Consider the following 23,595-nt stretch of genomic DNA (forward strand, 5'->3'; position numbering starts at 1 on the left):
ATAATTATGATCAAGACAGTTATTTTTGATATGGGTGGCGTTATCATCACCCTCGACGAGAATAAGGCAGGCAAACGTTTTGTTGAGTTGGGAATGAAGGAGTTTGCCGAGAAGATGGACCCCTACAAGCAGGTGGGCTTGAACGGCCAGCTGGAAGAGGGAAAAATCTCTGAAGAAGAATATCGCCGGATGGTGAGCGAAAAGCTGGGCAGAGAGGTGAGCTTCGAAGAGCTGCAGCACTGCTGGCTGGGCTATATGAAAGAGGTGCCAGCCCGCAATCTCATGGCGCTCAGAAAACTGAAGGAGCAGGGCTATCGCGTGGTGCTCCTCAGCAATACTAATCCCTACGTATCGGCTTGGGTAGACAGTGAGGCGTTCTCCGGCGACGGTCATCCTATCGGTGACTATTTTGATGCGATGTATCGCAGCTATGAGGTGAAATACATGAAGCCGGACGAGAACTTCTTCCGCTATGTGCTGGGGCAGGAGAAGACGATGCCCGAGGAATGTCTCTTCATCGATGACGGTCCACGCAACTGCTGCGCTGCCTCGGAACTGGGCTTGTTCACCTATTGTCCGCAGAACGGGGAAGACTGGTGCGACAAGATCTACGATTATCTGAAGTAACGTTTTGGGTATCGAATTGATGTAACAGTTTATGGTGATTATTTGCAGTCCGATTGCAAATAATTACCATTTTATTTTGCATTCTGCAATAAATGATGTACTTTTGCATTCGCAAATATTAAAATAACAAGACAATGGTTAAGAAAAAGAGATGGCATTGCTTGCCTGGACAGCCTCTTACTGAGCTCGACAAGCAGGTGATGTTTTGGGAAAATAAGGGTAAGCTGGTTCCTACCCGCGACTTGATTAAGACTCCTGAGCAGATTGAGGGCATCCGCAAGAGCGGCGTCGTCAATACCGGTTGTCTCGACGCTGTAGCCGAGATAATCCGTCCAGGTATCAATACACAGGAAATCGATGACCTTTGCATGCAGTACTGCAAGGATCATGATGCGATTCCTGCCTGCCTCAACTATGAAGGCTATCCTAAGAGCGTATGTACTTCTATCAACGAGGTGGTTTGCCATGGTATTCCTAAGGAAGAGGATGTGCTCGAAGAGGGCGACATCATCAATGTGGACATGACTACCATCGTGGACGGTTACTATGCTGATGCCAGCCGTATGTTTATCGTAGGCGGCAAGACTACTCCTGAGAAGGAGCAGCTGGTACGCGTGGCTAAGGAGTGTCTGGAGATTGGTATGGAGGCTGCCAAGCCTTACAGCTTCGTAGGCGACATCGGCCATGCCATCGAGAAGCATTGCAGGAAGTATGGTTATGGCGTGGTTCGTGATCTTTGCGGTCACGGTGTAGGTTGCAAGTTCCATGAGGAACCTGAAGTGCTCCACTATGGTCATCGCGGTACCGGCATGCTGCTTGTTCCAGGTATGGTATTCACTATTGAGCCAATGATCAATATGGGAACCTGGCAGGTGTTCATCGATGCTGACGATCCATACGGATGGGAGGTTATCACCGGTGACGAGAAACCATCTGCACAGTGGGAGCATACCCTCGTGATGACAGAGACCGGTGTGGAGATTCTTACACATTAAAACAAGGGGCATGAGCCCGATAGAATTATGGAAGAAAAAAAGGATATATATATATTAGGTATAGAGAGCAGCTGCGACGATACCTCTGCCGCAGTGCTCAAGAACGGAGTATTGCTGAGCAATGTGACCGCTTCCCAGGAAGTTCACAGAGCTTACGGCGGTGTGGTACCTGAGCTGGCTTCACGCGCTCATCAGCAGAATGTGGTTCCTGTCGTAGACCAGGCCATCGCCCGTGCCGGCATCACGAAGGAAGATCTTTCTGCCGTAGCCTTCACCCGTGGTCCGGGATTGATGGGTTCGCTCCTCGTGGGTGTGAGCTTTGCCAAGGGTTTCGCCCGTTCGCTCAATATTCCAATGATTGACGTGAACCACCTGCAGGGTCATGTGATGGCGCATTTCATCAAGGAGAGCGATGACGACCAGAGTGCTCCTCCATTCCCATTCATCTGCCTCCTAGTGAGCGGTGGAAATTCGCAGATTGTGAAGGTGAACGCCTACAACGACATGGAAGTGCTCGGACAGACCATCGATGATGCGGCTGGCGAGGCTATCGACAAGTGTGCCAAGGTGCTGGAGTGGGGCTATCCGGGTGGTCCTATCGTAGACAAGTATGCCCGCCAGGGTAATCCGAAGGCTTTCTGCTTCTCTGAACCTCACATCCCTGGCTTGAACTACAGTTTCTCCGGCTTCAAGACCAGTTTCCTCTACAGTCTGCGCAAGTGGGTGGCTGCGGATCCTGACTTCGTAGAGAAGAACAAGTTCGACCTGGCTGCAAGCATCGAGTTTACCATCGTGGATATCCTGATGAAGAAGCTCCGCATGGCTGTGAAGCAGACGGGCATCAAGCATGTGGCTGTGGCTGGTGGCGTAAGTGCCAACAACGGTCTCCGCAATGCCTTCCGCGATCATGCCAAGCGCTTTGGCTGGACCATCTATATCCCTAAGTTCAGCTATACCACCGATAATGCGGCGATGATTGGCTGCGTGGGCACTTTCAAGTATCGTGACGGAGAGTTCGCTACCATCGATTTGCCGGCTTATTCAAAAGTAACGTTTAAGTAAGTTATACATTATATATTTGTATTTAGAATGGAATTTGAAACAAAGATATTGAGTAAGGGCATTCAGGAGATGCTCTACAACAGTGACAAGACAGTGGGTACAGCAGAGAGCTGCACAGGTGGTCGTATCGCCGAGGCAATCATCTCAGTACCAGGTGCCAGCAATTACTTCAAGGGTGGCGTAGTAAGCTATACCAACGAGGTGAAGGAGAATCTCCTGGGCGTGAGCCATGAGGTGCTGGAGGAGCAGACTGCCGTTTGCGAGGAAGTGGCTAGAGAGATGGTGCTGGGTACCATCAAGACCCTGAATGTAGACTTCGCCATTTCAGCCACAGGTTGCGCTGGTCCTACAGGTGGCACTCCAGCCATTCCAGTGGGAACTATCTATGTAGGTTATGGCAACAAGGATGACGTTCGCGTGGTAAAACTCACCGAAGATTTCGGACGAGACATCAACCTTGCAATTGCCACAAATACAGCGCTTAAGGGCATGCTGGATTTCCTCAAGGAACATGCAGAAGAACCGGAAAAAGAGGCATAAATTGCTAATTTTGGCAGGTAAAGTATTAATAATCCTTAAAAGACACCGTTCTTTTAGGGATTATTTTGTTATTACCGAATTATTTTGTAATTTTGCACTCTGTTTGGAATAGGTAATAATTAACGAATTAGAAAATTAAAGATAGAAATGTCTAAGATTTGTCAAATTACAGGTAAGAAGGCACAGTTAGGTTGTAATGTGTCTCACTCAAAGCACCGTACAAAGAGAAGCTTTGACGTTAACCTCTTCAGCAAGAAATTCTACTATGTAGAGGAGGGTTGCTGGATTAGCCTCAAGATCAGTGCTGCTGGTCTTCGTCTTATTAACAAAGTAGGTCTTGACGCTGCACTTAATCAGGCAGTGAAGAAGGGCTATGTAGATTGGAAGGACATTAAAGTTATAGGAGAATAAATATCATGGCAAAGAAAGCAAAAGGTAATAGAGTACAGGTTATCCTCGAGTGCACTGAACATAAGAACAGTGGTATGCCAGGTACAAGTCGTTACGTGACTACTAAGAATCGTAAGAACACTCCTGAGCGTCTTGAGTTGATGAAGTACAACCCAATCCTTAAGAAGATGACTCTTCACAAGGAGATTAAGTAAGCTAGCTTACAAGTTTATAAACAATTTTATCAATTTTAATAGACTATGGCAAAGAAAGCGGTCGCTACCCTCCACGAAGGTAACATGGATGGTCGCGCATATACAAAGGTTATCAAGATGGTTAAGAGCCCTAAGACTGGTGCTTATGTTTTCGATGAGAAGATGGTACCTAACGAGGCTGTTAAGGATTTCTTCAAGGACTAATCTCAAGCTATTGAGTATTCAGTTCATCTGAAGAAGATATAAAATTTAAAAAGGATTGCATTCTTCATCATGAAGTTTGCAATCCTTTTTTTGTTTCCTATATTCTTGTTTCTATTTCTTCTTTACTCCTCTTACAGCTTCGCTTTCCAGCGGGTTCTCAGGCCAGAAATGCTTCGGATATCGGCGCTTGAGCTCCTTGCGCACTTCGAAGTAGGTTCCTTCCCAGAAACTGTGGAGATCCTGAGTCAACTGCACCGGCTTGAATCCAGGTGAAAGCAACTCCATCAGCAGCGGCTGCTTGCCATCATTCACCGTCGGCGTCTCTGTCATTCCGAAGCATTCCTGCAGACGCACACTCAGAACAGGGGCTTCTGCGCCCTGGCGGTAGTCGATGCGGATGTTGCTGCCCGAAGGAACACGGAGGTGGGTAGGGGCGAGGCGCTCTATCTCCTGCTGAACATCGTATGGGATGAGTGCCCACAAGGCTTCCTCAAGATTGATTTTCTTCATCTCGCTGATGCTGGTCCTCACGCGCCCTGCATCCTCCAGATAGAAAGGGAGCCAGTCGGCAGCGGTCGATAGGACCTTTTCTGTTGAAAGGTCGGGTATCTCCAATTCGGGATGCCATTCGCTCACCTTCGCTACACGTCGCTGCAGGCGCTGTACGCTTTCGTTCCAGTCGAACATGCTGAGTCCGTCTTTTCTGGCTGCGGTACAGATGATATCGATGATCTGCTGCTTATCCGCATTCTGAATCGGCTTGCTATCAATCACCAGCTTGCCTATGCGTTGTTCCATCTGCATCTTCACCATTCCTGCTTTACTGTCCCAGGAGATGTTTTCAACCTCCGTAAATGGCAGGTCTCTGACAGCGACGGGAGCGCAGAGGAAAACTTTTCCTTTGCCACCGGCATCGTTACCGGAAGAAGATTTAGCGGAAACAGATTTGCCGGATGCAGATTCGTTGCAGCTGGCAGAATTGAGCGAAGCGATGGCTATCCATTCCTGTGCAGACATCTCATCAGACTTGTCGATGAAGACCGTATTGCCGTTTGCCATGCGAAAATTGCCAATATTATCCACCGCCCTGGCGATGCGCTCCGGATAAGCCTGGGCTATCAGACTGCCCACTTCCTCAGCATCTATCTCTCCATTATCTTCCTTGATTCTGAGCATTCTGCGGTATTCCTGCGCAATCTGTACGATGCGGTTCCATCTTCCCAGATTCGATTTCCTGCGCTGCGAACGAAGGATGGAGATTCTTAAGGCGATATCCGTATCAGAAGATTCGCTCATCGGGTCTTTCTCTTCCAATAGCGCTGCAATATCGCAGGCCAAAGCTGCAGAATTTCTGTTCAGCATCATGCGGGCAATGCGTGGATGACAGGGTAGGGATACCATTTCCTTGCCCAGAGCTGTGATGCTTCCATCTTCCCGAATGGCTCTGAGAGAAACGAGTAAACTCTTTGCTGACAGCAGATTAGCGGTAGGTGGCTGAGTGAACCAGGGTAGGGATTCAGGGTTGTTTTCTCCAAAGGCAGCAATATCCAGAACCATTGAAGCGAGATCTGCATCTTCTATTTCCGGACGGCGCTGATCTTCCATCAGATGTTCTGAGGTCTGCGTCCAGAGACGGTAGCAGATACCTTCAGCTACTCGTCCGGCACGACCTCTTCGCTGGGTAGCCATATCCTTGCTGATTCGTACAGTCTTCAGCTGGCAGAGTCCGGTTCGGTTATCATAGACCAGCTTTCTGCAGAGTCCGGAATCAACCACGATTCTCACGCCCTCAATAGTAAGCGAAGTTTCGGCGATAGGGGTTGCAAGAACGATTTTTCGGCTTCCTTCCTGTGAGGGAGCAATGGCGCTTCGCTGCTTCTCCGGCGAGAGATTGCCGTAAAGCGGATAGACGGTTGTGGCTGCCCACATATTATCAGCAGAAGAATCATCAGCCTTGGCTATTATCCCGTTTAACATTTCTTCGCATTTCAGGATTTCTCCCTGGCCAGGAAAAAACGCCAGAATATCGCCTTGATGATCGTGATGGGCCCTGACAATCGTGGCAACCATCTCCTGAACCATATCGTATGTGTTGACATCATCGGCTGCATAGACGGTTTCTACCGGAAACATCTTACCTTGGCTTTCTATGAGTGGTGCCCGGAGCGTTTGGCAAATGGCGGTTGTATCAATCGTTGCAGACATGATAACCATCTTTAAATCCGGTCGGATAATCTCCTGAGCTTGTCGGGTCAAGGCAAGCGTCAGATCTGAATTGATACTTCGCTCATGAAATTCGTCAAAGATGACGATGCTGACGCCATCCAACGTGGGATCATTCACCAGCATACGCGTGAGGATTCCTTCAGTGAGAACTTCGATGCGAGTATCTTTAGACGTCTTATTTTCGAAGCGTACGCGATAGCCAACCGTCTTGCCAACAGATTCGCCCAAAATACTGGCCATTCGTTCAGCTATCTGACGAGCAGCCAGCCGGCGCGGTTCCAACATGAGAATCTTGCCATTGCATGCGTTGAGAATGGTAAGTGGCAGCAAGGTTGATTTGCCGGCACCAGGTGGTGCAGTAATGACGAGATTGGATGATTCCGCCAATTTCTGATTGACTGCATCGGCAATCTGGTATGCAGGCAAATTTCCTGCCTGACTGAAAAGTCTATCAGTGTTCATATCGTTTATACTAATCTAAAATTACATTCTGCAAAGGTACAAAGAAATCCGTAAATAACATATTGGTTTTGTTTTTTTTATTACTTTATATTATCTCTATCTTAAAATATTAACGTGTATTATGATAAATAGACGTTTTCGGAAAGTATAATTTGCATAAAATAATTTGGTCAATACAAAATAATATTGTACTTTTGCGTTCGTAATAAACATATAAGCGTTGACAATAAAAATAAAGAGAATAAGATTATGAAATTCATAGGAATTATACCAGCAAGATACGCCTCTACGCGTTTCCCTGGCAAGCCGCTCGCCATGTTGGGTGGCAAGCCAGTTATACAGCATGTTTATGAAAAAGTGGCTGCAGTACTGGAAGAAGCATACGTTGCCACTGACGACGAACGCATCTTCAAGGCTGTTGAAGCATTTGGCGGCAAGGCTGTCATGACCCGCACCGACCATAAGAGCGGTACCGACCGCATCGAAGAAGCTATCGAGAAGATTGGCGGCGACTGGGACGTTATCGTAAACGTTCAAGGAGATGAACCTTTTGTTGCTAAGAGTCAGCTGGATACCATCTGTCATTGCTTCGACGACCCAACCACTCAGATTGCTACATTGGGCAAGGCTTTCACCTCGATGGAAGCTGTTGAGAATCCAAATAGTCCAAAGATTGCTGTCAGCAATCAGGGCTTTGCTCTCTACTTCTCGCGCAGTGTAATTCCTTACGTTCGTGGCAAGGAACGCAAGGATTGGCTTAGCCATTTCCCTTATCTCAAGCACCTGGGCATCTATGCCTATCGCAAGGAAGTGCTCAGAGAAGTGACCCAGTTGCCACAGAGTTCGCTGGAGATTGCGGAGAGTCTGGAGCAGCTCAGATGGTTGCAGAACGGCTATAAGATTAAGGTGGGAACTACAGACGTAGAGACCGTAGGTATCGATACCCCGGAAGACTTGCAGAGAGCTGAGGAATTTCTCAAGGAGCAGGCGGAATAAAACAATATTACCTATTATATAATAGGTTAAGTATCAAGTATATAAATAATCAGGTAAAGTATCAAGACAATGAACAAGATAGAGTCTATCGTCAGGAAATTCATCATCCACCACAATCTTTTTAAAAGTCGTGGCAGATATATAGTTGCCCTATCAGGTGGAGCCGACAGCGTGGCGTTGCTCTTTATCTTGCAACAACTGGGAGTGAGCGTAAGCGCTGCCCATTGCAATTTTCATCTGCGTGGTGAAGAGAGCGAGCGCGATGAACAATTCTGCGTCAATCTTTGCGAAAGGCTCGGAATAACGTTGCATCGCATTCATTTTGATACTCAGTTTTACGCCTGTCAGCACAAAGTGAGCATCGAGATGGCTGCCCGCGACCTGCGTTATCGATATTTTGCCCAACTGGCTAAGGATATTGAAGCCGATGGCATCTGTGTGGCTCATCACCGGGATGACAACGTAGAAACAGTTATTCTTAACCTGCTCAGAGGCAGTGGCGTGGACGGACTGGCTGGCATTGCTCCCAAGAATGGAAACATCCTGCGCCCCCTACTCTGCATCAGCCGTCAGGATATTCTAGACTATCTCCAGTTGCAAGGGCAGGATTATGTAACCGATTCTACCAATCTGGAGGATGATGCTCTGCGCAACAGAATCCGCCATCACGTGATTCCATTACTCGAAACAATCAATCCGGCTGCCAAGGAGAACATCGACCAGACTGCAAAATATCTGAGGCAGGCGAAAACGATGCTGGAGGGATTGATGAATCATGATAGAGCTGATGCTGGTGTTGTCAAGGACTCTTGCAATGAAGGATCGGCAGATGAGCATGTGATTTGCCTGCAGAAGCAACCTATTATGAAAGCTCCTTCCCCTGAATTCATGCTTCATAGCGAACTGGGAAAATATGGTTTTCATGGTGATGTGATTGATGATATTTATGAGAGTCTGGTTGCCAAGGACGGTGGCGTGGGAAAGCTCTGGAAGAATGGCAGTTATATGGTTGCCATCGATAGAAATCAATTGTTGGTTACGGCTTTGGCTGATTTGGATACCATTCAGAGTGAACGCCCGTTCCGCTTGCCGGAAGAAGGTAATTACAACTTAGGAAAAAGCTTGAAGATAAAACTTCATTGCTATCCACGGACTGCTGACTTCACTCCAAGCAAGAGCAGTCATCTGATAACGCTTGATGCAGATAAAGTAAGCTTTCCACTTACCTATCGCCTATGCGAAAAGGGTGACCGGTTCTACCCTTTCGGTATGAAAGGAAGTAAATTGGTAAGCGATTATCTTACCGACCGCAAACGGAATGTGGTACAGAAGATGGGGCAACATGTCATTACCAACAGCCAGGGCGAAATCATATGGCTGGTAGGTGAAAGAACTTCTGACAGGAGCAAGATAACAGATCAAACCCAAATAATTTTGGAAATAGAACTTGTGCAGAATAATGAAAAACAATAGAATCAAGGGCTTCAGCATTGCTGGAGTCCTGTTGGTAGTCATATTAGCAGCGCTGGGATATTGGATATATTATTGTCTCAATCCCAGCAGAGAGAGAGTAATGGCGGCAAGAGCCACTATCAAGGCTTATTCGCATTACGAACTGAGACAAGACGGCAAGCTGGTCTTATGCTTTGATGAGGATACGGTAAGCCTGGCAGCCAACTTTATGAACCGATGGACTCTCATACCTTCGTGTGGGGGCAGACTGGCTGCTGCATACAATAGCAGCATCAGTAAAAGCTGCTATCAGAAGGTGGATGCAGATACTCTCCTGAAAGAAAAAGTTGATTCGCTTGATAGCGTATATATTGACTCAAAATGGAAGGTTGGAGAGTTGAATTATTATTTACATTCTCACTCCGTTCAAGACCTCGGATATAACCCAATAAGCGGCTATACTCAGCGGGAAATCATCTTACGAGATTCTGCAAGAAAAATGCTTGATTCACTGAAACAAATCCGAAAGAAAGGACATGTGAAACTGGTGCGCTGCATAAGTTACAAGGCGTTTTTCAGGCAGGCTGACGGCAAGTGGGCAAGCGAATCTTGTGAACTTTTGAAAGCCATGGACGGCAGGAATACGGCTGGTCTTCATCTCTTCCGGTTAACTTCAGAAACGACTCCGGATGGTGTTGCCGCACTCTCTCCTCGCCTTGCCTCATCGCTTGCCAAGACACATGGAACAACCCTTCTCCGTTCTATCAACTATAAGCTGAAACCGGATTCGCTCGGCTACTATGAAGGGGCGTTTGACAGTCTTTATCAAGCAAACGGATATGGCAGATGGCAGGCGTATGACGGAACTTATTATGAAGGTGAATGGCAGAATGGAGTCCGACAAGGCTGGGGATTCAGCATCGCTCCAAGAAAGCCACTTCGTGTAGGTGAATGGAAAAATGACAGATATAAAGGAGAGCGACTGGTCTATACTTCCGAGCGTATCTATGGTATCGACATCTCCAAATATCAACATGGAAAAGGAAGAAAGAAATATCCAATCAACTGGGACCGTCTGCGCATCACGCATCTGGGCAGACTGAGTAAGAAAACGGTATCAGGAGCAGTCAACTTCCCTATCCGTTACATCTATATCAAGAGTACGGAAGGTGCCTCGCTATTGAATCCCTATTACAGGAAGGACTACCTGGCAGCCAAGGCTCATGGATTCAAGGTTGGCAGTTATCACTTCTTCAGTACAATTTCGCCAGCAGCCCAGCAGGCGCATTATTTTCTGAAGCACAGCTATATACGCAAAGGCGACTTTCCACCAGTGCTGGATGTGGAGCCTCTGCCCAGCCAGATCAGAAAAATGGGTGGTGCAGGTGTGCTCTTCAGCCGGGTAAGAACATGGCTAAGAATCGTGGAGAGAGCTACGGGTACCAAGCCGATACTCTACATCAGTCAGATATTCGTAAACCGCTATCTATCAATGGCTCCGGACCTTAAACATAACTATCTGGTATGGATAGCAAGGTATGGAGAATATAAGCCAGACATTCATCTTGTTTACTGGCAACTCTGTCCAGATGGACGTGTGGCTGGCATCAGAGGCGAGGTAGATATCAATGTTTTTAATGGCTATAAAGACGCCTTTATGAAATTCTCTCAGAATGAGACAGTTAAATAATTATGTTAAAGTAAGTTATCAAAAGTAACAACGTATCGATTTTTTTGCTATATTCGCACATAAATGGGTGTAACTAAAAGAAAATATAGCAGATATGAGACAACTTAAGATACAGAAAAGTATAACAAATCGTAATAGTGAGGCGCTCGACAAGTATCTTGTTGAGATAGGTCGTGCGCCCATGATTTCTATCGATGAGGAAATAGAACTGGCTCAGATTATCCGTAAGGGAGGTAGAGCTGGCGAAAGAGCTAAGAATAGATTGGTAGAAGCCAACCTGCGCTTTGTGGTGTCTGTAGCTAAACAATACCAGCATCAGGGATTGACACTTACCGACCTGATTGATGAAGGAAACATCGGACTTATCAAGGCGGCTGAACGATTTGATGAAACGAGAGGTTTTAAGTTTATATCCTATGCGGTATGGTGGGTTCGTCAGAGTATTTTGCAGGCTATAGCTGAACAGAGTCGTATCGTCAGACTGCCTCTCAACCAGGTAGGTTCACTGAATAAGGTAAATCAGGAAATCAACAAGTTCGAACAGGAGAATCTGCGTAAGCCAAGCGTGCAGGAAATTTCAGATAGAACGGGTGTTGACGAAGACAAGATAGCCCAGAGCATGATGGCGAGTGGTCATCATGTAAGTATTGATGCCCCATTCGGATCTGATGATGACGATAATGCCATGGTTGACGTGATGTCGAGTGGTGATGATAGCCGTACAGACAAAGGCGTTGATCATGAAAGTATGGCTCAGGAATTGAGAGCTGTTCTTGATAAGGTCTTGAAGGAAAGAGAACGCAAAATCCTGTGTGCATGCTATGGCATCGGAGAAACCGAAAAGGGTTTGGAAGAGATTGGCGACAAGATGGGATTAACGCGTGAACGTGTTCGCCAAATACGCGAAAAAAGCATTACAAAGTTGCGTGAATCCGGAAATATAAAAATTCTTGCAAAATATCTAGGTTAAAATTTGGATATTTGCGCAGATATAGTTAACTTTGCAATCGGGTACAGACTGTTCTGTTCCCGATTTTTTATTTGTATGAAGAAATATCTATTATGCCTCTTGTTCTTCACGCTGCTGCCTTGTTGGGCTTGTGCCAGAAGATCGTCACCGAAAGACGCCTATGCTGATTCGGTGATGCATTTGATATTTCGATATGCCCAGACGGTGGATACTACAGGTAGAGCAGCTCATACCTCTTGCGCATATACAAAATTCCAACTTCGTACAAATCGGCGTAATGCCCTGCTCATGCTCGTTCCAACCATGTATGCTGTGGCTCACGGAGGTGGAAGAAAGTTCATCAGCGAGTATTACAACCGGATGAGTCATGATGCTAATGGTCAGTTGATAAACAAGCGCATTCTTGGCATCAGTACCATTCCGCACAGGAGTCGAACGATGGAACAGGCGTTGAGATACATGACTCCAAATGTGTATGAAGAAAATCTCTTTCAGGAGAACATCCTCTCCCCTTTCCATCGGTCCAATCGGATATATTACAAGTATTCGGTCACTCCTCTCCCCTTTGGCATGGCTCAGGTTTACGCTTATCCAAGAATCAGGAATACGCAGACGGTACTTACCAGGGCGATTGTTGACAGCAAGAACGGAAAAATCAGTATGGTTGATTTTGAAGGTGAATATGATATGACCCGCTTCTTCATCTCTGTGAAGATGGGAGCGGAAGGCTTTAAGTCGCTGGTTCCAAAAAGATGTGATATGAGAGCAAATTTCCGGTTCCTTGGCAATAAGATTGTTGGAAGGTATGTTACGGTATATGATTTGCCCGATTTACAGGCTGATTCGCTCAAGCAATTATCTGATACGGCTATCATGGCAAGAGTGAGACCGGAGGAATTAAACCTGGACGAAGAGAGTCTTTATCAATCTTACTACAAGAATAAGAACATCAAGAATACTTTAGCTCATAAGGAAAATGATTTTGTAAAAAATGTGCTTTGGGATATGGTAGGCGATAATATGCTGAACCGTATTTCTCAAGATTTCGGTAAGGAAAATCAGGGCTATTTCAAGCTGAGTCCTATCTTTAATCCGCTCTATATGGGTTACTCTGAACGCAAGGGATTGGTATATAAGTTTGACCTGAGAACGCAATATGCTTTCGACCACAACTTTCTGCTCAGTTTGCAATTCAAGGGCGGATATAGTATGCGACAGCATCGTTTCTATTTCCGTTTGCCTTTTATCTTTAGATATAACAACCTTCATGAAGGTTATCTCAAGGCAGAAATGGGTAATGGTAACCATATCACAACCAATCTGGTGGCACGGAAGTTTGTTGATATGGATACACCGACAGATACCATCAGCAATTATGAGTTCAAGAACGATTATCTGAAGATAACCAACCATTGGCGTTTCAACCAGCATCTGGCATTTGAGGTGGGTCTGGTTAACCATAAGCGTCTGGCTGTAAATCCGACGTTTTATACATCCCACGGCTATCCTTCATGCTATAAGTCGTCCGCCCCAGCCATTGGCATACAATGGTCGCCTAAAGGGAAGCGTGGCCCCGTTCTCACTCTGGACTATGAACGTGGAATCAAGGGTCTGTTTGGCTCCAATATCGAATATGAACGGGTAGAAATGGATGCTCAGAGTATTTTCTATTCCTCCCGTCGCCGCTCCTACTCGCTTAGAGTGGGTACGGGCTTCTATACCAAAAAAGGCGATCATTGGGATTTTGTAGACTACACAAATTTCCATGACAATAACATACCAGGAGGCTGGAATGATGACTGGAGCGGAGAGTTCGAACTGCTCAGTTCTCAATGGTATAATGCCAGCGATTATTACGCCCGCACCAATTTTACATACGAAGCGCCGATGCTGGCAGTGGCATGGGTTCCGCTGATAGGAAGATTCATAGAGAAGGAAAGGCTATACATCAGTTCCCTTGTTGTCCGTCATCTGCATCCTTATTCGGAATTAGGATATGGAGTTACTACCCGACTGATGACTTTGGGTGTCTTTGCAGCATTCCATAATACTTCATTTGATGGTATCGGTTGCCGATTCGGCTTCGAACTGTTCAGAAATTGGTAAACTGTTTAAAACTTAAAATAAGATAAAATTCAAAGTTATATATGAATTCACAATTAACTGTATATAAGGCAAGTGCAGGATCGGGCAAGACCTTCACTCTCGCCAAAGAATACATGACTCTCGTGATAGAGAATCCGATGGCTTATCGCACCATTCTCGCTGTGACCTTTACCAACAAGGCAACAGAAGAGATGAAGATGCGTATATTGAGTCAGCTCTATGGTATTGCGCAGGGACTGGAAGAATCGAATGGCTATCTTGAGCAAATCAAGATTGCCTTGCCCCATCTTTCAGAAGGAATAATAAGAAAGAATGCAGCAGAAGCCCTGAGACTCCTCTTGCATAACTACAATTACTTCCGCGTACAGACCATTGATACTTTTTTTCAGGGGGTATTGCGTAATCTGGCTCGAGAACTGGATCTCACAGCTAATCTGCGTATTGGTTTGAACGATTATCAGGTAGAACAGCAGGCTGTGGATGAACTGATAGAAAGTTTAACCAGTACTGACCGTCTACTCTTCTGGATCTTGGATTACATTCAGGAAAGTATTGACGATGATAGAAGTTGGAATGTAATAGGTCCCATCAAGAAATTTGGTGAGAATATCTTCAAGGATTACTATAAGGAAAATTCTGATGCTCTGAATCAGTGCATGTCAAAGGAAGGATTCTTCAAGGAATTTACTGCCAAGATGAAAGAAATCAGAAGCCAGACAAGAGAGAAGCTGCAGGAGATTGCCGCAACTTTCTTTGATAGTCTTGAAGAAGGTGGATATACTGCTGATGATCTGGCTGGAAAAACCAGGGGAATCTGGAGCTATTTCAATAAGTTGAAGAATGGCAAATATGATGAAGATGACTTGATAAACGCCACCTTCCATAAATGTTATGAAAGTCCGGAGGCTTGGGTCAAGAAAAGCGATGTAAAGGAACAGTCACCTCTGTTTATGTTTGTATCTGATAAGCTTTATCCTATCTTGAAATTCTCGGAAGAGAAAAGACCGGAATGGGTGAAGGACTACAAGAGCGCTACCCTTACGATGAAGCATCTCAACCAGTTGCGCCTGCTGGGTAGCATCGACCAGAAAGTGAGAGAACTGAACCAGATAGCCAACCGTTTCCTGTTGAGTGATACTCAGACTCTGCTTCATGCTTTGGTTGAAGACAGTGACTCGCCTTTTATCTTTGAAAAGATAGGAACTCAACTTGATCATGTGATGATAGATGAGTTCCAGGACACCAGTACCATACAATGGCAGAATTTCAAGGTTCTGCTGGAGGAAACCATGAGCAGGGAAAATGCGGGAAATCTCATCGTGGGAGACGTAAAGCAGAGTATCTATAGATGGAGATCGGGTGATTGGCGATTACTCAATAATATCGAGAATGAGTTTGGTGGAACCAAGTCGCTCGAAATGAAAACTCTTGATACCAATTATCGCTCAGACCGCAACATCATCGCCTTCAATAATGCTTTCTTTGTAGAAGCAGCCAAGCAGGAGTGTGAGTTGCTGAAAGGCTCTGACCAGGAACAGGTAAAACAATTGGTAAATGCTTATGCTGATGTTTGTCAGAAAGTACCAGAGAAGAAGGGCAAAAAGGGATATGTAGAAGTGCAGTTGCTTGGAGGAGAAGACATCACGGAAAGCATGATGAAGCAGTCGCTGGAAATAGCAACTGAGCTCACGGCTATGGGTGTTCCAGCTAATAAGATTGCCATTCTGGTGCGCAGCAATAAAGCCATTCAGGATATTGCTGCCTATTTTATGGAGAATTCAGATTTTCTGATGGTCTCAGATGAGGCTTTCCGACTGGATGCTTCCCAAGCTGTTTCTACCCTCATTGTGGCATTGCGCCTCATGGCTTGTCCGGATGATGCCATTGCAAAGGCTACCCTCGCCAAATATGCAATCAAGTATCTGAGGAATCCTCATTTGGTTGAAACATTATTGGAACAGAATTCTACCTTGCTGGAAAAACCGCTCTTTGAGCTTACGGAGATTCTTTATGCTACCTTGGGGATGAATAAGGTAAAGGATATGAAGAAACAAAGCGCTTATGTCTGTGCTTTCTATGACAAGATGAACGAATATCTGGTAGACAATAGCAGCGATATAGATGCCTTTCTCAAGGAATGGGACAATACCATTCATGAGAAAAGTATTCATTGTGATGGAATTAACGGAATCAGACTTATCACTATCCATAAGAGTAAAGGATTGGAATTTGATTATGTAATAATGCCTTTCTGCGACTGGAAACTGGAAAAAATGAATACTATCTGGTGTGAGCCACAGGAGGAACCATTCAATGAACTGCCCCTCGTACCGGTAGACTTCAATGCAAAAGCCATGATGCAATCCATCTATGAGGGGGATTATCATCATGAGCATCTCCAGAATGTTGTTGACAATCTAAATCTGCTTTATGTTGCCTTTACCCGTGCCAGCCATAGTCTGTTTGTATTGGGTAAGCGAGGCAATCAGAACAGTCGCGCATACTTGATAGAATCGGTTCTTCAGAATGTAGCCAGGAATTTGGAGAGTACTGGGGTTCCTGTAGAATTATCGGGAATAGGATCTGAGTCTTCTGAAGATATCAACTTCTCTTACGGTGAACTCATCGTAGAAGAAGAAAATCACGAAGAGAAGAAAGAATCGGAGAACGTCTTCATGAAAGATGAGAAACCGACAGATATCGTACTTTGTGCTAATCCGGATTTGCCGGAATTCAAGCAGAGTAATAAGAGTCGCGACTTTGTAGAGGGTGATGAAGCTGAAGAACAGCAGAAGTTCTACATCAAAATGGGTACGGTATTGCATAGCATTTTTTCTACTATCAAGACTTCAGCCGATGTAGAAAGTGCCCTCAAACAATTGGAAATAGATGGTATTCTCTACGATGACAACGTATCCAATGAAAGATTGGAAAAGATGATTAAGCAGCGCCTTGCCTCTCCTCAGGTAAAAGACTGGTTCTCTGACCGCTGGAGAGTATTGAACGAATGCTCTATCGTGAAATATGTGGATGGAAAAGCTGTTAAGTTCCGACCAGACCGAGTGATGAGAGACGAGAATGAAACGATAGTTGTTGACTTCAAGTTTGGTAAACCAAAGGAAGAACATCAGGAACAGGTTCGTGGATATATGAACTTGTTGCGTGAAATGGGATACCAGAATATCACCGGTTATCTTTGGTATGTTTATCCCAACAAGGTCGTTGAAGTAAGATAATAATTTTGACAAAATAAGTTTTTGATACTCAAAACTAGAAATAAAAGTAAAGCTATGGTACCATTTCTTAAATCAGTAGCAAGAGATTTGAGAGAGAAATATGGCAGGGACATGAGCGACATCGTTGTCGTCTTCCCTAACAAACGTGCCTCTCTCTTTCTGGATACCTATCTTGCAGAAATTGAACATGAGGCTATATGGTCTCCTTCATATATAACTGTCAGTGAATTGTTCCGACAGAACAGTCCACTGAAGGTTGCTGACCCTATCAAGCTGGTATGCGATTTGCATAAATCATTTGTGAAATGTACTGAGATTGATGAAACTCTTGACCATTTTTACGGTTGGGGTCAGATGCTCATTACCGATTTTGACGATATTGATAAAAACATGGCAGATGCGCAACTGGTGTTCTCCAACTTAAAAGATATTCATGAGCTTGATGATATCTCCTATCTGACTGATGATCAGAAAAAGATGATTCAGAGGTTCTTCAGTAATTTTTCGGAAGACCATAATTCGGAATTGAAAAAGCGATTCCTCCAATTATGGAGTCATTTCCTCGATATCTACAACGATTTCAACAGTCGTCTCGCTCAGCAGGGGCTTGCCTATGAAGGTGCGCTTTATCGCCAGGTAGTGACTGATGAAAATCTCAAATTTGAACACAAGAAGTATGTTTTCGTCGGCTTTAATATGTTGCAGAAGGTAGAGATGCAATTATGCGACAGGTTGATGAAAGAAGAAAAGGCTGTCTTCTATTGGGATTATGACAAGGCTTATATGGATAACAACCATGAAGCGGGTCATTATATTCGCCAGAATCTGAAGTATTTTCCGAACGAACTTGACGCCGATTCTTACAAAAGCAAGCTGGAAGCAAATGAAAACGGAAACGAGTCTGGTCAATCTGCGGAGAACATATATGATAATTTATCCAGGAAGAAGAGAATCAACTATTTTTCTGCTCCAACAGAGAATGTTCAGGCTAGATTCGTACATACCTGGCTAAAAGAGAACGGGTTGTGCAAGGAGACTGGCAATGTGGCTATTGTTCTTGCTGACGAAAGCTTACTCCCTACTGTTTTACATTCTCTCCCAAAGGAGGTAGAACATGTGAATATAACAATCGGATATCCTTTGCAGCAGACGCCTTTCTACAGTCTGATTCAGCAACTTATCCAATTGCAGGGCATCGGGCATCCTAAGGCTAGCAATACTTATCGCCTGCATCAGGTTCTTGCCACCCTGCGCCATCCTTATGCCCGTTATATTTCGCAGCTCAACCTACAGGTTATCGAGCAGTTGGAATCAAAGAAGACGTTCTATCCAGATAGAAGTACACTCATCATGAATGAGGATGAAGGACTCGCCATATTGTTCAGAGATATAGATAAGGTTGAGAATCTTGATGAGTATAATATGGGATTGCTAAACTATCTGATAGACATCCTCAAACAGATTGGCTATAACACGAAGCAGCAGAATGTGGACCAGCTTTTCCAGGAGTCTCTTTTCCGTTCTTATACTGTAATCAATCGTCTGAGAGGACTTGTAGAAAGTGGCGATTTAAAGGTTGATACAATAACCTTGGAGCGCTTGATTCTGCAATTGTTCCAGACAACCAGTATCCCATTTCATGGCGAACCTGCTGTAGGTATTCAGATTATGGGAGTCTTGGAAACCCGAAATCTCGATTTCGATTATATGCTAGTCTTATCATGTAATGAAGGAAAGTGGCCAAAGGGTGTCAACGATGCTTCGTTTATACCTTATTCTATAAGAAAAGCTTACGGGTTGACGACCATTGACAATAAAGTAGCTATCTCTGCATACTATTTCTATCGCATGATACAGCGTTGCCAACATTTGGCATTCACCTATAATAATGCTACAGAAGAAGGACAGACTGGCGAAATGAGTCGCTTTATGTTGCAGTTGATGATAGAAGGAAAGAATACTGTACACCGTCATTCATTCAAACTCGGTCAGACTCCTTGTCGCGATGAATATAAAGAAGTAGATAAGACAGAAACAATATGGGAAAAACTGAATGAACATTGGAAAATATCTCCTACTTTCATCAATACTTACATGAGATGCGAAAAGCGTTTCTACTATAGATATATAGAGAAACTGGAAGAGCCAGATCTCATTGATGAAGACGAGATAGACAACCGGATATTCGGAAATATATTCCATCGTGCCGCCCAACTTATATACCTGCAGTTTGCCCCAAAATCTGCAGTCAAGCTGGATAAGGATGGTAAGGAACAGCTCATCCACCCTATCATCATCACAAAGGCCGATTTTGAGAATGCCATTAAAAACGAAGCCTTGATTTATCGTATAGTAGATCAGGCTTTCCGTGAAGAGCTGTTCAAGGTTAGCAGTAATGGTTATCAGCCAAAGTATAATGGACTGCAACTTATCAACAGAGAGGTGATAGCTAATTATCTGAAGCAGTTATTGGTTATAGATAGTCGTCAGGCACCATTTACTGTTATCGGTTTGGAGATACCGATAGAAACAAGGTTTGTCCTGCCTACTTCCTGTGGTGATAAGAATATTACCCTATCAGGATTTATCGACAGGTTGGATTCTGTTGCAGCAAATGGCAAACCAGGATTGGAAAATATGGCAGAGAAGATTCGTGTCATCGACTATAAAACAGGTAGAGCACCCGTTTCTCATCCTGCTGAAATTGCAGAGGTGTTCAATCCGGAGATGCTGCGCAAGCATACTGACTACTATCTGCAGACCATCCTCTATGCCTTGATTGTAAGTCAGTCCACTTCTCTCAATCCAGCTAAGGACCCGGTATCGCCAGGACTTCTTTTTATTCAGAATGCAAGAGCAGAAGATTACGATCCGACGCTGAAACTTGGCAGAGGTAGTTATATAGAGAATGTAGCAGATTATAAGGATGAATTTTGGGAGGGTATCATGAAAATTCTCTCGGATATATTCAATAAAGAATTGCCTTTCCGCCCAACCGCTGATAAAGAAAGATGTGCTGCATGTCCTTATGCTGGTCTTTGTAAGTAAGAATATGGAAAAAGGATACTTTTTGAATAAAAAACGGAGAAAAATTTGTAAGATTCAATTTTTCTCTGTATTTTTGCAGAAAAGAAACCTTCTTTTGAAGAGAAGGACTTGTTGTTACTAAAAAATGAATATATTATGACAGAAAAAGAATGCAATATATTGGTTAGTGAAAACCAGAACTACGTAAAGGCTGTCGCCAATCAGTTCCGTGGTAAGGGAATGGAATTTGATGATTTGGTGAGCGAAGGAACGCTTGCCATGATTACCGCAGCACAGAAGTTTGATGCTTCCCGTGGTACCAGATTTGTTTCATATGCAGCTCCTTTCATCCGACAAGCCATGCAGGAGGCTGTTGATAAGCAGTCGGCACTTTATCGGATACCAAAAGATCAGAAGAAGTATGCACCTCGCAATGCCAGCAAGGCTGTGTCTATCGACCAGCCAATAAGCGAGGGAAATCCATACACACTTCTTGATATATTGGTGAATCAGGATGTGAATATGGCTGATGATAATGTAGCTTTCCAGCAAATGCTGAAAGATTTGGATAATTGTGTGGATTTGCTTGATGAGCGTGAAAAAGAAGTGGTTCGCAAGTTCTATGGACTTGGAATTCATCATGAGACATTAGCTGAAATTGCTGATGATATGAGTTTGAAACGAGAACGGGTTCGTCAAATCAGAGACAAGGCCATACGTAAGATTTCTAAAAATGCAAGCAGCAAGGTGCTGAAACATTTCTTGAGAAAATAATGGATACAAAAAACTCCTAGCCTTTCCGGGTTATACCCAGGGGCTAGGAGTTTTCTGTTTCTATTGCTTTGCTTTCTCGTATTTCGCTTTCTGGTTCAATCGATACTGACGAGGAGTTATGCCCATGCGCTTGTAGAAGTTTGCATAGAAACTCTGACGGGTACTGAAACCAGCCATTTCTGCAATGTCTTCTACACTCATTTTGGCATATCGCTTGTCAGTAAGCAATGACATTGCATCGTTTACACGATAGTCGTTTACAAGTTCAGAATAGTTCTTGTGGAATCTTGTTGCACAAACAGCAGAAATGTAGCGGGAATTTGTTCCCAAATCCTCTGCAAGTCTGCGTGAATTGTATGCAGGATCCTTGTACTTTTGTTCTGAAACCAACATACGCAAGATGTCATCGTGGAGGCGGTCTTTAGTCTCCTCGCTCAACAAGGTTTGATACCTTGCCATCTTTTCTTTTTTAGGTTGAATGTTATATTTAGCCATATCTGTAATAAATTTGATACAACAAAGTTAGTAAATATATTTTGATTTACCAAATTTTTTTCCATTTTTTTTAAAAAAGAAGAGAAAATTATTGTTTATGTGAAATAAAATGGCTAATTTTGCATTCGTATACATCTTTTATATAGAAAATGTTACGCAAGTTAATATACAAATAAATGAAATTTAGGATATGAAACAGATATTGTCATTCATAAAAACATACGTTATTCTGGTGATATTGTTCGTGGTGCAGAAGCCTCTTTTTCTTCTTTTGGAAAAGTCTTCTACAGCTCCTCAAACAATAAATATTTGGGACTATATGCCTCAGGTAATCTGGCATGGGTTGTCGCTTGATTTAGGAATGGCAGGTTATCTCTCTGTTATTCCCGGTTTATTGCTTCTGGTGTCTATCTGGATTCGGAAGAAACTGGTTTACCCTATCCTGAATATTTATTTCGGTATTGTCGCCTTCATGGGGGCATTCCTTTTTGCACTGAACTTAGGACTTTATCCGTATTGGAATTTCCCTCTGGACAGTACACCGCTTTTCTATTTTTTCACTTCGCCTAAAGACGCCTTGGCTAGTGTTAGTTTCCTTTACATCATCCTGGCATTTTTAGCAATTCTTATTTCTGCTATAGGTGTATGGTTTATACTTCGTGTTACCATTAAGAAGAAAACTTATCGCAGCAGATATACGAGTTATGGATTCGGTGATTGCCGTGGTGGACACCGTTCCTCTTATGATAGCGATATAGAGCGTCATCGCCTTCGTTCATCGCTCATTCTGTTAGTGCTCACAGCATTGCTTTTCCTTCCTATCCGTGGTGGAGTTACAGTGTCGACGAATAATACAGGCAAGGCTTATTTTTGTCAGGATGCATTTCTTAATCATGCAGCTGTCAATCCTATGTTCAGCCTGTTTGAGTCGCTTTCGCATCAGGAAGATTTTGCAGCTCAATATCGCTATATGGATAATGCTGAGGCTGACAAGCTTTTCAAAGAGCTGGTCAGTTCCAGTGATGTTAATACCTACCCTCTTCTCAATGAAGAGGCAAGAAAGACGGGAAATCCCGACATTTTGATTGTCATCATGGAGAGTTTTGCCAACGACATCATGCCGTCTATGGGCAAGGTGAAGAATGTAGCAGTCCAGCTCGATTCAATTGCGCAGAAGAGCATCCTCTTTACGCGTTTCTATGCCAACAGCTTCCGAACAGACAGAGGATTGGTTTCTATTCTGAGTGGTTATCCGGCACAGCCAACAATGAGCATCATGCGCTACCCTGCCAAGACTGCCCAGCTTCCTTCTATAGCCCGTTCTTTAGCTGAGGCTAAGAATTATCAGAATGCTTATTATTATGGTGGTGATGTTGATTTTGCCAACCAGCGTTCTTATCTTGTTTCGCAAGGATATCAGAAGATAATATCTGATGCTGATTTCCCGATTGAAGATAAGCTGAGCAAATGGGGAGTGCACGATCATATTGTGGCTGAAAAATTGCTGTCTGATTTGAAAAAGGAACAGCATGTAAAGCATCCTATGTTGCGCATCTTCCAGACATCCAGCAGTCATGAGCCGTTTGACGTGCCCTATAGCCGGTTGAAGGACAAGCGTCTGAATGCTTTTGCCTATACAGACAGCGTGATAGGTCATCTTATGAGAGAATATAGCAAACTTCCTAGATGGAAGAATACATTGGTAGTATTGGTTCCTGATCATGTGGGTGGTTATAAAGAACATCTTGATAATTTTGACAGATCACGTTATCAGATACCGCTTATCCTGACAGGTGGTGCTATTGCCCGCCCTATGAAGGTGGCACTTGTAGGCTCACAGAACGATATTGCAGCAACTCTTCTCGGACAGCTGGGTGTGAAGCATCAGGATTTCCTGTTCAGCAAGAACATGATGAGTGATGCAACGCCTAAGTTTGCCTTCTTTGATGTGCCGGATGCATTTGGTATGGTTTCTGAAGACAATTCAATCATCTATGACAACAAGACACAGAAGATTGTGTATGATCAAGGTAGAAAAGGATATAATTTAAAGCGCGGACAGGCTTATTTGCAGAAGCTGTATGATGATATAGCAAGCAAAAAATAGAATAAAATCAGTAAGATAAAG

Annotated in this window: 18 protein-coding genes; 16 read left to right on the forward strand and 2 right to left on the reverse strand. The window is 44.1% G+C overall.

Translation table 11 applies throughout. From position 1 onward, the window contains the following. The first annotated feature begins 6 nt into the window (after nucleotides 1-6). The 7 genes from ACTQ16_RS06340 to ACTQ16_RS06370 all read left to right on the forward strand — a co-directional run bounded on the left by ACTQ16_RS06340 (nucleotide 7) and on the right by ACTQ16_RS06370 (nucleotide 4,033). Nucleotides 7-627, forward strand: coding sequence for an HAD family hydrolase (locus tag ACTQ16_RS06340; RefSeq protein WP_217761486.1), 621 nt, complete (start codon nucleotides 7-9; stop codon nucleotides 625-627). A 134-nt stretch (nucleotides 628-761) separates the two neighbouring features. Next, nucleotides 762-1,622, forward strand: coding sequence for a type I methionyl aminopeptidase (gene map / locus ACTQ16_RS06345; protein ID WP_441932189.1), 861 nt, complete (start codon nucleotides 762-764; stop codon nucleotides 1,620-1,622). A gap of 27 nt (nucleotides 1,623-1,649) precedes the next feature. Beyond that, nucleotides 1,650-2,684: a tRNA (adenosine(37)-N6)-threonylcarbamoyltransferase complex transferase subunit TsaD gene (tsaD, locus tag ACTQ16_RS06350; RefSeq protein WP_441936662.1), complete on the forward strand. Its 1,035-nt coding sequence runs from the start codon at nucleotides 1,650-1,652 to the stop codon at nucleotides 2,682-2,684. 27 nt (nucleotides 2,685-2,711) lie between these two features. Beyond that, on the forward strand, nucleotides 2,712-3,224 hold the full coding sequence (locus tag ACTQ16_RS06355; RefSeq protein WP_441936664.1) for a CinA family protein: 513 nt from the start codon (nucleotides 2,712-2,714) through the stop codon (nucleotides 3,222-3,224). Nucleotides 3,225-3,371: 147 nt separating this feature from the next. After that, nucleotides 3,372-3,635 carry a 50S ribosomal protein L28 gene (gene rpmB / locus ACTQ16_RS06360; protein ID WP_006849044.1) on the forward strand — a complete coding sequence of 88 codons (264 nt, stop codon included), beginning with the start codon at nucleotides 3,372-3,374 and terminating at the stop codon, nucleotides 3,633-3,635. Nucleotides 3,636-3,640: 5 nt separating this feature from the next. Next, nucleotides 3,641-3,829: a 50S ribosomal protein L33 gene (gene rpmG, locus ACTQ16_RS06365; RefSeq protein ID WP_006849045.1), complete on the forward strand. Its 189-nt coding sequence runs from the start codon at nucleotides 3,641-3,643 to the stop codon at nucleotides 3,827-3,829. A 45-nt stretch (nucleotides 3,830-3,874) separates the two neighbouring features. Further along, the gene (locus ACTQ16_RS06370) at nucleotides 3,875-4,033 is read left to right on the forward strand and encodes a DUF4295 domain-containing protein (protein WP_006849046.1); all 159 of its coding nucleotides are present in this window, start codon (nucleotides 3,875-3,877) and stop codon (nucleotides 4,031-4,033) included. Between the two features lie 111 nt (nucleotides 4,034-4,144). On the opposite strand, the gene hrpB is transcribed toward ACTQ16_RS06370, so the two are convergent. Continuing rightward, nucleotides 4,145-6,721, reverse strand: coding sequence for an ATP-dependent helicase HrpB (gene hrpB, locus ACTQ16_RS06375; protein ID WP_441936666.1), 2,577 nt, complete (start codon nucleotides 6,719-6,721; stop codon nucleotides 4,145-4,147). 249 nt (nucleotides 6,722-6,970) lie between these two features. Here hrpB and kdsB point away from each other — a divergent pair, with 249 nt between their 5' ends. The 8 genes from kdsB to ACTQ16_RS06415 all read left to right on the forward strand — a co-directional run bounded on the left by kdsB (nucleotide 6,971) and on the right by ACTQ16_RS06415 (nucleotide 20,972). Next, on the forward strand, nucleotides 6,971-7,717 hold the full coding sequence (kdsB, locus tag ACTQ16_RS06380; RefSeq protein ID WP_153126168.1) for a 3-deoxy-manno-octulosonate cytidylyltransferase: 747 nt from the start codon (nucleotides 6,971-6,973) through the stop codon (nucleotides 7,715-7,717). A gap of 69 nt (nucleotides 7,718-7,786) precedes the next feature. Then, entirely contained in the window at nucleotides 7,787-9,190 is a 1,404-nt protein-coding gene (gene tilS / locus ACTQ16_RS06385; protein ID WP_441936667.1) for a tRNA lysidine(34) synthetase TilS, read from the forward strand. Next, nucleotides 9,177-10,859: a GH25 family lysozyme gene (locus ACTQ16_RS06390; protein WP_441936668.1), complete on the forward strand. Its 1,683-nt coding sequence runs from the start codon at nucleotides 9,177-9,179 to the stop codon at nucleotides 10,857-10,859. Before tilS ends, ACTQ16_RS06390 begins: the two co-directional genes overlap by 14 nt. Before the next feature lie 94 nt (nucleotides 10,860-10,953). Further along, complete coding sequence (locus ACTQ16_RS06395; protein ID WP_217761489.1) at nucleotides 10,954-11,829, forward strand: sigma-70 family RNA polymerase sigma factor; 876 nt, start codon at nucleotides 10,954-10,956, stop codon at nucleotides 11,827-11,829. Nucleotides 11,830-12,003: 174 nt separating this feature from the next. Then, nucleotides 12,004-13,935 (forward strand): DUF5686 family protein, encoded by a 1,932-nt coding sequence (locus ACTQ16_RS06400; protein WP_441936669.1) that lies wholly within the window; start codon nucleotides 12,004-12,006, stop codon nucleotides 13,933-13,935. 41 nt (nucleotides 13,936-13,976) lie between these two features. Continuing rightward, nucleotides 13,977-17,171, forward strand: coding sequence for a UvrD-helicase domain-containing protein (locus tag ACTQ16_RS06405; RefSeq protein WP_441936671.1), 3,195 nt, complete (start codon nucleotides 13,977-13,979; stop codon nucleotides 17,169-17,171). A 54-nt stretch (nucleotides 17,172-17,225) separates the two neighbouring features. Beyond that, nucleotides 17,226-20,219 (forward strand): PD-(D/E)XK nuclease family protein, encoded by a 2,994-nt coding sequence (locus ACTQ16_RS06410; RefSeq protein ID WP_441936672.1) that lies wholly within the window; start codon nucleotides 17,226-17,228, stop codon nucleotides 20,217-20,219. A gap of 135 nt (nucleotides 20,220-20,354) precedes the next feature. Further along, entirely contained in the window at nucleotides 20,355-20,972 is a 618-nt protein-coding gene (locus tag ACTQ16_RS06415; protein WP_294971992.1) for a sigma-70 family RNA polymerase sigma factor, read from the forward strand. Between the two features lie 60 nt (nucleotides 20,973-21,032). Here ACTQ16_RS06415 and ACTQ16_RS06420 read toward each other — a convergent pair whose 3' ends face one another. Then, nucleotides 21,033-21,467, reverse strand: coding sequence for a helix-turn-helix domain-containing protein (locus ACTQ16_RS06420; RefSeq protein ID WP_153126155.1), 435 nt, complete (start codon nucleotides 21,465-21,467; stop codon nucleotides 21,033-21,035). 190 nt (nucleotides 21,468-21,657) lie between these two features. On the opposite strand from ACTQ16_RS06420, the gene ACTQ16_RS06425 reads away from it, so the two are divergent. After that, nucleotides 21,658-23,574: an LTA synthase family protein gene (locus ACTQ16_RS06425; RefSeq protein WP_441936673.1), complete on the forward strand. Its 1,917-nt coding sequence runs from the start codon at nucleotides 21,658-21,660 to the stop codon at nucleotides 23,572-23,574. Nucleotides 23,575-23,595: the final 21 nt, after the last annotated feature.

Source organism: Prevotella sp. LCP21S3_D2, from assembly GCF_052118345.1.
Taxonomy (GTDB): domain Bacteria; phylum Bacteroidota; class Bacteroidia; order Bacteroidales; family Bacteroidaceae; genus Prevotella.